Below are 13,713 nucleotides of genomic sequence, written 5' to 3' on the forward strand. Positions count from 1 at the left end.
AATTCATTCCGCCCCTTACTACTTCCCCTAAGAATAAAAAAGCCTCATAAATTCCATATTTATAAGGCTTCATACGAATTATTTGTGGGTGATACTGGGTTCGAACCAGTGACCCCTACCTTGTCGAGGTAGTGCTCTGAACCAACTGAGCTAATCACCCTTACTTTAACTAAAAAAGGCTCCCGAAATCGGAAGCCTTTACTTGTTGTGGGCGCGAAGGGATTCGAACCCCTGACCCCTTGGGTGTAAACCAAGTGCTCTGAACCAACTGAGCTACGCGCCCTTATTCTTGATTGCGGATGCAAATATAGGCTACTTTTTCAATTCACCAAAACAATTTCTCAAAAAAATTAAATTATTTCTGCGACAGTAAAGTTACTGCCTCCCACAAATATTAAATCTTCGTCTAAAGCCAGCTCCAGAGCGGATTCGTAAGCATCTGTAACCGAATTATATACTCGCCCGTCAAGAGAAAATTCCTTTGCTTTTTCCTGTAAAATTTTAGCTTCAAGCCCTCTTGGAACATTTGGCTTACAAAAATAAAAAACTGCACTTTCCGGAAACAATGGCAGCACTTTATCTAAGTCTTTATCATTAACAACTCCCAGGACTATATGTAACTGGTTATATTTTTCTTTCTTCAGTTGATTAAAAACAACCTTAAGTCCGTCTTCATTATGAGCGGTGTCAAGAATAACCATTGGCTTATGCTGTAAGATATCCCATCTTCCACGAAGATCTGTATTTAATTTTACATGCGACAATCCTCTTAAAACAGCTGCTTCAGGAATCTTCCAGCCCTTCTCTTTAAGCACTTTAATTACTGCTAAGACAGATTGTACATTTTTCTTCTGATAATTACCCTTTAGATCTATCTCGTACTTCGAAAATTTAAAATCTTCAGCAAAGAACAGCTGTGACTGCCTTTCTTCTGCTACAGAAAGAAATACCTGCTGAGTCTCTTTATCCTTTTCGCCAATTACTACCGGAATGTTTTTCTTGATAATTCCAGCCTTCTCACCAGCGATCTCTGCCCTGGTCGTTCCAAGAAAAGCAGTATGATCTAAGCCGATATTAGTAATAAGGGAAATCTCGGGAGTTACGATATTTGTAGAATCAAGCCTTCCTCCCATTCCAACTTCAACAATGGCAATATCTACCTGCTCACTCGCGAAATATTGAAAAGCCATTCCTACAGTCATTTCAAAAAATGAAAGCTGGTGCTCTTCTAAAAAGTTCTGATTTTCTTCAATAAAATGAACTACTTCTTCCTGGGTTATAAGTTTTCCATTAACCTTAATGCGTTCCCGAAAATCCTTTAAATGGGGCGAAGTGTAAAGGCCTACTTTATAGCCTGCTTCCTGAAATACTGATGCAAGCATATGACTGCTGGAACCTTTTCCATTGGTCCCGGCAACATGAATAGATTTAATTTTTTTTTCAGGGTTGCCTAAATGATCCGCAAGTTTAAGCGTATTGGTAAGATCTTTTTTAAAAGCAGATTTTCCTATGCGCTGGTACATCGGCAACTGCCGAAACATCCAGTCCACAGTTTCATTATAGGTCTTCACTTATTGATCAGATAATTGGAAATCGTAAACAATAGTACCTACCTGCTTTGGAGGCGCATTTTGGTCACTGTTAAATTTGGTTGCCAAAGCAGCTTCCCGCGCCGGGTTCATCAAACACGGGTGGTTGTTAGTCGTTCCTTGCTTTCCGGGGTCTGCACTAATAACTCTACCCGACCGATCTACTTCTATTCTCACCACAACCTTTCCTGCTTCATTACAATTTGGCGTAATTATTTTTTTATTTAAAGCTTTTCTACCTCCTAAACGGTAATTGCCATCGCCATCCAAACCGGCACCGTTTCCATAATATTTGCTGCCATTTGGATCTCCGTTAGGATCTCCTTTATCTCCCGCAGCATTGTCGTTACCCTCACCTCCTGTTTGAGTTCCATCTCTTTCGGGACCGTTGAAAATGCTGTTCATCGCATTGGTGGTAGATTCATCTGGTTTTGGATCCGGTTTCTTGGGTGGTTCCTTTTCCTTTGGCTTTTCCACTGGCTTTGTTTCCACCGGAGTAGTGATCTTTTTCTTCTTCTCCTCTATTACCGGTGCTTCCTCAATATCCTGAGTTACCACTTCTTCCTTTACTTCAGGTTCCGGAGGAGTTACCTGCGGACTCGAAGTTTGAGGAGCGGATTTTACCGGCTCTGTTGGCTGCTCGGTTCCCGAACCAACTTCGGAAGTACCAAAATTGATAGCAATACCGTTTTCCGGTGGAGGATCCAGGTAAGTAAATCCGAAGAAAAGTAATAGCAATATCAACAAAACGTGCAGGATCACCGTGATAGTCAGGGATTTCTTTTCGTGTTTTGTGTTTAACATTGCCATTTTATTCAGGTTTTACCGCCAGTACTATTTTGTAACTATTTCTATTCGCAATATCCATTACGTTCACCGCTTTTTCTATTGGAACACCTTCTTCTGCCCTCAATATAATAGTCGGATTCTCTTCTCCCGAAAGCCTTGCTTTCAGTGTACTTTCCAGAGTGCTTTGGCTTATCCTTTCTTCATTTATATAAAACTGAAGGTCTTTTGTAATACTTACCGCCACCGTTTGCTTACTGGTTGTCTTCCCTTTTGCTTTTGGCAGGATAAGGTCCAGTGCCTCAGGCGTAATTGTCGGAGAGGTTAACATGAAAAATATCAACAACAGAAAAACAATATCTGTCATTGAACTCATACTAAACTCGGGACTAACTTTATTTCTTCCTCTTAAATTCATATTAAGCAGGTTCGTTTAAAAGATCAAGGAAGTCTACCGCTGTAGCTTCCATCTGGTGCACTACTTTATCTGTTTTAACCACCAGGTGATTATAACCTATATAAGCAATAATACCTACTATAAGACCAGCAACAGTGGTAGTCATCGCGGTATAAATACCCTCTGCCAAAGCTCCCATTTGTGCCTGCCCACTACTTGTAGCCAGTTCATGAAAAGCAATTACCATACCTATTACAGTTCCAAGGAATCCAATCATAGGAGCTGCTCCTGCAATTGTTGCGAGGATACTTACGTTCTTTTCCAGCTTATAAACTTCCAACCTTCCAGCATTTTCAATTGCAGTGTTAATGTCCTCCAACGGACTACCAATTCTGGAAATACCTTTTTCTGTTAGTCGCGCAACAGGAGAGTCTGTCTGGGAACAGCGCATTTTAGCGGCCTTTATGTTCCCGTTAAGCACGTTGTCTTTTATTTGCAACATGAAATTTTTATCTACTTCACTGGCTGATTTTATTGCAAACAGTCTTTCGAAGTAAATATATACTGCAACAAAAAGAAGAACAAAGAGGATTACAATAATTACTGTACCTGCAAGACCTCCGCTAAACATTAAATCAAATAACGAAAGGGTTTTTTCTTCTACTACCGGTTCTGCTTCCTGCATTGCATCTGCAACACCGTCCTGCTGAAAAAAGTTTAACATACTATTTAATTAGGTTTTTTTATTTAACGTGATAAAAGAGATTTAATTGCCGCCAAATTTAGCAAAATTAAAGGCAGCTTCTAACATTTTAAAAGAGAGTACTAACAATTCTTGTCAACAGTTCGTTTTTTCTCCTAAACTAATTGTTTTAGAGCAACTTCAAAAGCAGTTTTACTGATGTTTTTCCTGCTGCTATTATTGTCAAATGTATTCTGAATTGCATTTTTTATAGTCATAGAGGTATCATTAAAAATTGCCTCATCTGTCATTTGCACACGCCGTTCCATAAAATAGGCGAAAACCCTCGCCATTCCGCAATTTGAAATAAAATCGGGAATCACGCTTACGCGCTCATCTGCATATTCCATAATTGGCCCAAAGAAAATTTCCTTATCGGCAAAAGGTACATTGGCTCCACAGGAGATAATCTCCAGCCGTGAATTGATCATGCTACTAATTTGATCTTTGGTTACTAATCGCGAAGCAGCACAGGGAGTGAATATTTCAGCTTTAAGATTCCAAATTCTTTCATTCATTTCTTCAAAAGGAATAAGTTCAGGATGGCTCAGCACATTTCCTTCTTTCGTCAGGAACAACTCTTTAATCTCTTCAAAAGTAAATCCCTCTTCTTTTATAAGACCTCCTGCCCGGTCTATAATACCCACGATCTTCACACCCATTTGCGAGAGGTAATAGGCCGCCGCAGAACCTACATTTCCAAATCCCTGAACCACTGCCTTTTTTTGGCAAATATCGCCCCCGTATATTTTATAATAATGATTCACAGCTTCCGCAACCCCAAAACCTGTAATCATATCTGCAACCGTATATTTCCTGCTAACATCTGGTGAGAACTGAACGTTTTCAAGAACTTTGATCACTCCCTGTCGCAATTGACCTATCCTGTTGATCTTATCTGCTTCCGAAGGTCGAAAATGGCCATTAAAAACACCCTCCTGTGGATGCCAAACCCCGCAATCTTCGGTAATTGGAATAACCTCATGGATTTCATCCACATTCAAATCCCCTCCTGTGCCGTAATAGCTCTTTAATAGCGGCGAAACCACTTTATACCAACGTTCGAGTACTCCTTTTTTACGTGGATCTTTAGGGTCGAAGTTTATACCCGACTTTGCACCACCAATAGCAGGTCCCGAAACGGTAAATTTCACCTCCATGGTCTTTGCAAGGGATAAAACCTCGTTAAGATCCAGCCCAAGGCGCATTCTCGTACCACCACCCGCAGCACCACCCCGTAACGAATTAATCACCACCCAGCCTTCAGCATCTGTTTCAGAATCTTTCCAGTTAAAAACGATTTCCGGATCCTTACTCTCATAAATTTTCAGTAATTCTTTCATTGCAGGATTTTTTGTTCATTACGAATTTACTTTTTTGAAAAAAATTCCGAATCTTGATCTATGGATTGTATATTTTTCCGGAAGAATGATCTTTTCTTGCTCCGGTGACAGATTTCAGCACGTTATTTTCTCCTCTCAAACGCAAAGCTCCCAAAAAGGCAAATATTAATGCTTCCTTATAATTAATAAGCTCTTCGGAAGGAATAACAAATTCGGCATTGGAGATCCTCTTAAGTTCGTCGATCAGAAAATCATTAAACGCTCCCCCTCCAGTAACCAAAACCTTAGCTCCTTCAGAATATTTTACAGCTTCGGAAATTTGAAAAGCCACATGTTTGCTATACGTATGAAGTAACGACGGAATATCATCTTCATATTGCTTCAAAAGCGGAAATACTTCTGAATTTACCCATTCCATTCCAAGGGATTTTGGTGGTTTTTCAGAATAGAAACTAAGACGGTTCAATTCATTAAAAAGTTCTTCCTTAAACTCTCCTGAAGCCGCAATTTTACCGCCTTCGTCATATTCCTTATCCAGTTTTTGAGCGTAAAAATTCAAAACAGTATTTACCGCACAAATATCATAAGCAATTCTTTGATTTTTTATTTCCGCGGAAATATTCGCAAAACCACCAAGGTTTAGACAAAAATCAAATTCCGGAAAAAGCAACTGGTCACCAATCGGTACGAGAGGCGCACCCTGGCCGCCCAATTCCACATCCTGCACCCTAAAATCGCAAACAACGGTATGGCCCGTGTTCGCTGCTAACTGCCGATAATTGCCAATTTGAAGGGTATACCCATTTTGAGGTTCATGTTTTATGGTATGCCCGTGACTGCAAATAGTATCGAGGTCTCCAATGTTATTCCTAGATATAAATTGATTAAGAACGTCTGCAAGATAAGTGGTATATTCCAGGTTTAAATTCTGAAGATCGGCTTCAGAAGAATTAATGGCTCCACTAAGTTTTATCTTCCAGTGATGTTCATAAGGAATCGTTTCGGCTTTTAAAATTTTGTGAGCAATTTTCCGATCAAAATTGAATTCCACAACGGCAATATCAATTCCATCTAAAGAGGTACCGGACATGACTCCGATTAATTTAAAGGAGGATTTTTTCATATTCGTAAAAATAACCAATGTTAATAGAAAAATAGTATCAAAAAGTTATCTTTGAGTACTAAAAATGATCTTTTCTTAAAAAAATTTATATATGGATTTCCAATTAACAGAAGAACATATCATGATTCGTGACGCAGCGCGCGATTTCGCAAATACCGAATTACTACCCGGGGTGATAGAGAGGGACGAAAAGCAGGAGTTTCCAAAAGAACAGGTGAAAAAGATGGGCGAACTTGGTTTCCTGGGAATGATGGCGTCCCCTGAATATGGTGGAGGCGGGATGGACACTGTAGCATATGTGCTGGCCATGGAAGAGATTTCTAAAATAGATGCATCTGCTTCTGTTGTAATGTCTGTTAATAATTCTTTGGTTTGCTGGGGTCTTGACACATTTGGATCTCCGGAACAAAAAGAAAAGTATCTTTCAAAACTGACTACCGGGGAAGCACTTGGCGCATTTTGTCTTTCAGAACCCGAAGCAGGAAGTGATGCAACTTCTCAGAAAACAACTGCTATTGAGAAAGAGGATCACTACATTCTCAACGGAACCAAAAACTGGATCACCAACGGAAATTCTGCCGATTATTATATTGTAATAGCGCAAACCGATCGTGAAAAGAAGCACAAAGGAATTAACGCCTTTATAGTCGAAAAAGGTTCGAAAGGATTTGAAATAGGCCCAAAAGAAAACAAACTCGGGATTAGAGGAAGCGACACGCATTCATTGAACTTTAACGACGTAAAAGTGCCTAAGGAAAACAGGATTGGAGAAGATGGTTTCGGCTTTAAATTCGCCATGAAAACACTTTCTGGTGGAAGAATTGGCATTGCAGCTCAGGCTCTTGGTATTGCTTCGGGAGCATATGAACTGGCAAAAAAATATTCCAAGCAAAGAAAATCTTTTGGAACCGAAATTTGTAATCACCAGGCCATTGCCTTTAAGATTGCAGATATGCACACAAGCATACAAGCTGCCCGTCACCTGGTAATGAAAGCTGCATGGGACAAAGACAATGGGAATAATTACGACCTCTCGGGAGCTATGGCTAAGCTTTTTGCTTCTAAAACGGCTATGGACGTAACTGTAGAAGCTGTCCAGGTTCATGGAGGAAACGGTTATGTAAAAGAATACCATGTAGAACGATTAATGCGGGATGCAAAAATCACCCAGATATATGAGGGCACTTCAGAGATACAGAAAATTGTTATTTCAAGAAGTATTTTACGCGATTAAAACACCTGCGTTTTATAAGGAAAATTCTCGATTTCTACGTGGTGATACCAGTTGCAGACAATGGAATAGAAGCCGCAGATTTTCCTTAAAAACCTCTATCAAATTTGCGTTTACCGCCAGTTTTCTTCATAATAACCCGCATTCTTCTTTCAGAAAAAATTGTGAAGAACTTAAGAATCTAATAACACTAGCTATTTATAAATATGGAATTATCATTTAATCGGATTTTAATTCCATATAATCAATTTCTCATTTTGTTTTAGTCACTTCTCTTTATTTTCTTTACTAAATTAGATATTTTTGTGGTATTAATTTAAGGAAGGACGGATATGACACCAAAAAAACAGGGACTCTACTCCCCAGAGTTTGAGCGCGATAATTGCGGAGCAGGATTTATATGTAATTTAAAGGGGAAGCGTACAAATGATATTATACATAAAGCTCTTGACATACTTATTAGGCTTGAACACCGGGGCGCGGTAAGCGCAGATGGCAAAACCGGTGACGGGGCAGGAATTCTTATAGAAATACCTCACGAGTTCTTCAAAAAAGTTTGTGATTTTAAATTACCCGAATTCAAGTCTTATGCAGTAGGAATGACTTTCCTGCCAAAATCTGTTAACCAACAGAAAATCTGTAAAGAAATTTTCGAAAAGGAAATTACCCGCCAGGGTCTAAGCATCCTTGGATGGAGAAAAGTACCGGTTGATCGCAGTTGCCTGGGTAGCATTGCTACCTTATCTGAGCCTGTGGTAGAACAAATCTTTATAGGTAAAGGAGAAGAAATTACTCCGGAAATTTTCAATTCAAAACTTTATGCTGCAAGAAAGATTGCAGAGCACAAAATATATAAATCTGAACTGGCAGAGGCAGAATATTTCTACCTATCCAGTATGTCTACCAATACTATTATTTACAAGGGGCTTTTGATGCCTCAGGACATCAACAGGTATTATCAGGATTTAAACGATCCTGATCTTGTAACCAAGCTTGCCTTGGTACACCAGCGATTCTCTACGAACACTTTCCCTACCTGGGATTTGGCCCAGCCGTTCAGGTACATGTGTCATAACGGTGAGATCAATACCCTGCGCGGCAACGTAAGCCGAATGAAAGCAAGGGAGGAGCTTTTTGAAAGTGAGATCTTTGGTGATGACATAAAAGAAATTACCCCGGTGGTCCTGGATGGTAAGTCAGATTCCGCTTCTATGGATATGGCACTGGAACTACTTCTTCAAACCGGCAGGTCCCTCCCGGAAGCCATAATGATGATGGTTCCTGAAGCATGGGAAAAGAATCCTTCTATGTCTGAAGATAAAAAGGCGTTTTATGAATATAATGCCTGTATCATGGAGCCGTGGGATGGTCCTGCTTCTATTCCGTTTACAGATGGAAATTATATTGGAGCACTTCTGGACAGGAATGGATTACGTCCTTCAAGATATACTCTTACCAAAGACGGTTACGTTATAATGTCTTCTGAAACAGGGGTAATAGATATTAAGCCTGAAAATGTTGAACTTCACGGTCGTCTGGAACCAGGTAGAATGTTCCTCGTAGATATGAACGAAGGAAAAATTCTTGGGGACGAGGAAGTGAAAAGCAGTATCGTTTCTAAACTTCCTTACAAAAAATGGCTTAATGAAAATCTTCTTCCGTTAGCAGAAGTTCCTTACACAGGGAACAAAACTCCTGTAGAGAAAGAAGACTTTATAAAAAGACAGAAACTTTTTGGATATACGCTGGAGGATATTAGCACTATAATTACTCCAATGGCCACTGCAGGAAAAGAAGCGATTGGATCTATGGGTGCAGATTTACCCTTAGCTGTCCTTTCTGAAAAACCACAGTTGCTTTTTAATTACTTTAAACAATTATTCGCCCAGGTTACCAATCCTCCATTGGATGGTATCAGGGAAGAAATTGTTACAGACATAAGCCTGGCTATTGGTGCAGACAGAAATATTTTTGATATCCTTCCGGAAAACTGCAAGAAACTAAGAATTCAGAATCCGGTAATATCCAACGAAGATCTTGACAAGATCAAGTACATCGAGCATCCCGATTTTCATACTGTTTCTATTTCTATTTTGTATGAAGCAGAAAAAGGAATGAATGGCCTCGAAAAAAGACTGGAAGAAATTATAGAAGAAATTAAAGTTGCTGTAGACAACGGCTGCAATGCAATTATCCTTTCAGATAGGAATGTTTCTCCTAAAATGGCACCTATTCCTTCCCTTCTTGCATGTTCTTTTGTACACCACAGTCTTAAGAAATACAGAAGAAGATCATCTTTTGGAATTATTATAGAATCTGCAGAACCTCGTGAACCACATCATTTTGCACTTCTTTTTGGTTATGGCGCAAGTGCTATTAACCCATATATGGTTAATGAGATTATTTATAACCTTTCAGAATCAAAAACAATTCCCGTTGAAGATCCTGAAGTAGCAGTACAAAATTTCAATAAAGCTATTGGAAAAGGTATTATAAAGATTATGAATAAGATTGGGGTCTCAACGCTACATTCTTATCGGGGTTCTCAGATATTTGAAATTCTGGGTCTAAACGAAAAATTCGTAAATAAATACTTCACCAATACTCCAACAAGGATTGAAGGGATCGGACTTTATGAAGTTGAAAAAGAAATTCAGAAGAGGTTTGATGCTGCTTTTAACCCTCCAAACACAGATGTAGGTCTGAATCTTGAGATAGGAGGAGATTATCGCTGGAGAAGAAATGGAGAACGACATATGTTTAATCCAACCAGCGTAGCTAAACTTCAGCAAGCTGTAAAACAAAACAATCCTAAAAGCTATGAGGAGTATGCCACTTCTATAAATGAACAGGCAGAAAATCTTATGACTTTAAGAGGGATGTTTAAGTTCAGGGATCTTAATCCAATTTCTATAGACGAAGTAGAACCATGGACAGAGATTGTAAAGCGTTTCAAAACCGGTGCAATGTCTTTTGGTTCCATTAGTAAAGAAGCACACGAGAACCTGGCAATCGCCATGAACCGAATGAAAGGAAAGAGTAATTCTGGTGAAGGTGGTGAAAATCCAGATAGGTTTAACAAAGATCTTGATGGAAACTGGAGAAATAGTGCCATTAAGCAGGTTGCTTCGGGACGTTTTGGAGTTTCCATAAATTACCTGAGCAGTGCGCAGGAAATTCAGATAAAAATGGCACAGGGTGCTAAACCCGGTGAAGGTGGACAACTACCAGGACCTAAGGTTAATCCTGATATTGCCAAAACAAGAAATTCCACGCCTTACGTAGGTTTAATTTCGCCTCCTCCTCACCACGATATTTACTCTATTGAGGATTTGGCGCAGCTCATTTTTGACCTGAAAAATGCCAACCGTGAAGCAAGAATAAATGTAAAACTGGTTTCAAAAGTTGGAGTGGGTACAATTGCAGCCGGTGTTGCGAAAGCCAAGGCAGATGTGGTCCTTATCTCCGGATATGATGGAGGAACAGGAGCTTCACCTCTAACTTCCTTACGACATGCCGGACTTCCATGGGAACTTGGGATCGCCGAAGCACAGCAAACATTATTGCTGAATAATCTTAGAAACAGGATTGTTGTAGAATGTGACGGACAGTTAAAAACCGGAAGAGATGTAGCTATTGCATGTCTTCTTGGTGCAGAAGAGTTTGGTTTTGCCACAGCTCCTCTTGTAGCTTCCGGATGTATCATGATGCGCGCCTGTCACTTAAATACCTGTCCTGTAGGTATTGCTACCCAGGATCCTGAATTAAGGAAAAACTTTAAAGGAACTCCGGAACATGTGATTAACTTCATGTATTTCGTTGCCCAGGAATTGCGCCAGATCATGGCCGACTTCGGTTTCAGAACGATTGACGAAATGGTAGGTCAAAGCCAAAAACTGGACATGAACAGGGCTATAGAACATTATAAGGCTCAGGGAATAGATCTTTCTAAGATTCTTTATAAGCCGAAAATTGACGAAGATATGCCGCTGTACTGCACACAAAAGCAGGATCATAACCTGGAGAATGTGCTCGACTTTAAGATATTGAACAAAGCACATCCGGCAATTTACCGAAAAGAAAAAATGAGCCTTGATTTTCCTATAAGTAACATTAACAGGACTACAGGAGCAATTTTAAGTAACGAAATCTCCAAAATTCATGGAGAAAATGGGCTTCCGGTGAATACACTTACTCTTAATTTTACTGGATCTGCGGGACAAAGTTTTGGAGCTTTTGCTACAAAGGGTCTAACGCTTAATGTGATTGGAAATACCAATGACTATTTTGGAAAAGGTCTTTCAGGAGCTACGCTTTCCGTTAGAAAACCAAGAGAAGCTACGTTCAAATCCAATGAAAATGTCATTATTGGGAACGTTGCACTTTATGGAGCGACAGGCGGGGAAGCTTATGTTAACGGAATAGGTGGAGAACGCTTCTGCGTAAGAAATTCTGGTGCCAAAGCAGTAATTGAAGGAATTGGAGATCACGGTTGTGAGTACATGACAGGTGGTATAGCTGTAATTCTTGGAAGGATAGGTAGAAATTTTGCTGCCGGAATGAGTGGTGGAATTGCTTATTTATACAATCCCGATAATATTCAGGACCCAAACAACTTTAATATGGAAATGGTTAATCTGGAAGAACCTTCTGAAGAAAATCAGAATGAACTACTGGAGCTAATCGAGAACCACTACCGCTATACAGAAAGTGATTTCGCCAAAGAAATCCTGGATAACTGGGAAGAAAACAAAAGCAAATTCATCAAAGTAATGCCTGAAGAATACAAGAGAGCTTTACAGAAAATTGAAGAAGAGAAAATGGAGAAGAAAGAACAAGAACTTAAAACAGCTTAAGAAATGGGAAAATTAAGAGGGTTTTTGGAATACGAAAGAGTCGAAGAGGAAACTTATGCTGTTCCGGAACGAATAAAAAGTTATACAGAATTTACAAAAGAAATTGATAACGAGGATTTAAATGAGCAGGGTGCGCGCTGTATGGATTGCGGAATACCGTTTTGCCACAGTGGTTGCCCGGTAGGGAATCTTATCCCCGATTTTAATGATGCTGTTTATAAAAACGAGTGGAAACGGGCGAATACAATCCTTCACTCCACGAATAATTTTCCGGAGTTTACAGGACGTTTATGTCCCGCACCCTGCGAATCTGCATGTGTTCTGGGTATAATTGAGCCTCCCGTTGCGATAGAAATGATTGAGAAGTACATTCCGGAAAGAGGCTTTAAAGAAGGATGGATTAAGCCAGAGCCACCAACACACAGGACGGGAAAAACTGTTGCTGTTGTAGGATCTGGACCTGCAGGATTAGCTGCCGCACAGCAGTTAAACCGGGCAGGGCATTCGGTTACAGTTTTTGAAAGAGACAAAAAGGTTGGAGGTCTCTTGCGATATGGAATTCCGGACTTTAAGATGGAAAAACACGTAATAGACAGGAGATTAAAAATTCTTGAAGCAGAAGGCATAAAATTTCTTACTGACACAAATGTTGGTGTAAACTACGAAATAGAAAAATTAAAAGAATTTGATGCTATTGTACTTTGCGGCGGCGCTACCCAAAAAAGGCCTTTACCTATTCCAGGTTCAGATGCTGAAGGAGTTGTACAGGCAATGGAATTCTTGAAGAGGAATAATCAGGTTGTAGACGGTCTGGCTGAACCTACAGAAAAATTACATGCCGAAGGAAAAAATGTAATCGTAATCGGTGGTGGTGATACAGGATCTGATTGTGTTGGTACTTCTAACCGACACGGAGCAAAGTCTGTGACCAACTTTGAAATCATGCCTATGCCTTCAAAAGATCGCACCATAGAAAATCCATGGCCTTACTGGCCTTTCACTTTAAAGACAAGCTCTTCTCATTATGAAGGAGTGGAAAGAAACTGGAGTATTTCTACCAAAGAATTTGTAAAAGACAAGCAAGGTAAATTAAAAGCCCTGAAAACAGTAAATATTGAATGGGTAAAAGGTGAAAACGGAAGACCCAAACTTCAGGAAGTACCAAATTCAGAAAAAGAATGGCCTTGTGACCTTGTTCTTTTGGCCCTTGGTTTTACAGGACCCGAGAAAACACTAAGCGAGCAGTTAGGTTTGGAACTTGACAACAGAACCAATATAAAAGGAGACGAAAGTTACCAAACAAATGTGCCAAATGTGTTTGCTGCCGGCGATATGCGCAGAGGACAATCATTAATAGTCTGGGCAATTTCTGAAGGCCGTGAAGCCGCTTATAACGTAGATAAATTCCTTATGGGTAGTACTAAACTGCCGACTAAAGGAAAAGGCGATTTACCAGCTGCATAACAGTTTTCTGCAATACTTGTAAAGGATCAGTTAACGCTGATCCTTTTTTTTGCTCCAAATTCCGGAATTTTCTTTATTTGGGCGTGCCCTTCGGGCCGGGCTATCCGCGCTACACGGTAGCCGCTCCTATCCCTCACGCAAAAGAGTGAAGAGTGAGTAGTGAAAAGTTCACTTGAAGAAAA

At 39.9% G+C, this 13,713-nt stretch carries 9 protein-coding genes and 2 tRNA genes; 3 read left to right on the forward strand and 8 right to left on the reverse strand.

The genetic code is table 11. The features are described from left to right. Positions 1-85: 85 nt before the first annotated feature. The 8 genes from RM541_RS14330 to RM541_RS14365 all read right to left on the reverse strand — a co-directional run bounded on the left by RM541_RS14330 (position 86) and on the right by RM541_RS14365 (position 5,947). Positions 86-160, reverse strand: a tRNA-Val gene (locus tag RM541_RS14330). Positions 161-208: 48 nt separating this feature from the next. Further along, a tRNA-Val gene (locus tag RM541_RS14335) sits at positions 209-283 on the reverse strand. A 67-nt stretch (positions 284-350) separates the two neighbouring features. Next, complete coding sequence (locus RM541_RS14340) at positions 351-1,571, reverse strand: bifunctional folylpolyglutamate synthase/dihydrofolate synthase (protein WP_311500820.1); 1,221 nt, start codon at positions 1,569-1,571, stop codon at positions 351-353. Continuing rightward, a complete protein-coding gene (locus RM541_RS14345) occupies positions 1,572-2,399 on the reverse strand; it encodes an energy transducer TonB (RefSeq protein WP_311500821.1) in 828 nt (275 codons plus the stop codon). It abuts the gene before it with no gap. Position 2,400: 1 nt separating this feature from the next. Beyond that, the gene (locus RM541_RS14350; protein WP_311496383.1) at positions 2,401-2,793 is read right to left on the reverse strand and encodes an ExbD/TolR family protein; all 393 of its coding nucleotides are present in this window, start codon (positions 2,791-2,793) and stop codon (positions 2,401-2,403) included. Position 2,794: 1 nt separating this feature from the next. Then, on the reverse strand, positions 2,795-3,496 hold the full coding sequence (locus tag RM541_RS14355; RefSeq protein ID WP_311496384.1) for a MotA/TolQ/ExbB proton channel family protein: 702 nt from the start codon (positions 3,494-3,496) through the stop codon (positions 2,795-2,797). A gap of 134 nt (positions 3,497-3,630) precedes the next feature. Beyond that, complete coding sequence (locus tag RM541_RS14360; protein ID WP_311500822.1) at positions 3,631-4,857, reverse strand: Glu/Leu/Phe/Val dehydrogenase dimerization domain-containing protein; 1,227 nt, start codon at positions 4,855-4,857, stop codon at positions 3,631-3,633. Between the two features lie 58 nt (positions 4,858-4,915). Further along, a complete protein-coding gene (locus RM541_RS14365) occupies positions 4,916-5,947 on the reverse strand; it encodes an anhydro-N-acetylmuramic acid kinase (protein ID WP_311500823.1) in 1,032 nt (343 codons plus the stop codon). A 124-nt stretch (positions 5,948-6,071) separates the two neighbouring features. Here RM541_RS14365 and RM541_RS14370 point away from each other — a divergent pair, with 124 nt between their 5' ends. The 3 genes from RM541_RS14370 (at position 6,072) to RM541_RS14380 (ending at position 13,531) form a co-directional block, all read left to right on the forward strand. Next, positions 6,072-7,214 (forward strand): acyl-CoA dehydrogenase, encoded by a 1,143-nt coding sequence (locus RM541_RS14370; protein WP_311500824.1) that lies wholly within the window; start codon positions 6,072-6,074, stop codon positions 7,212-7,214. 329 nt (positions 7,215-7,543) lie between these two features. Then, entirely contained in the window at positions 7,544-12,067 is a 4,524-nt protein-coding gene (gene gltB / locus RM541_RS14375; RefSeq protein ID WP_311500825.1) for a glutamate synthase large subunit, read from the forward strand. 3 nt (positions 12,068-12,070) lie between these two features. Continuing rightward, positions 12,071-13,531 (forward strand): glutamate synthase subunit beta, encoded by a 1,461-nt coding sequence (locus RM541_RS14380; protein ID WP_311500826.1) that lies wholly within the window; start codon positions 12,071-12,073, stop codon positions 13,529-13,531. Positions 13,532-13,713: the final 182 nt, after the last annotated feature.

Source organism: Autumnicola psychrophila (genome assembly GCF_031846645.1).
GTDB classification, from domain to species: domain Bacteria; phylum Bacteroidota; class Bacteroidia; order Flavobacteriales; family Flavobacteriaceae; genus Autumnicola; species Autumnicola psychrophila.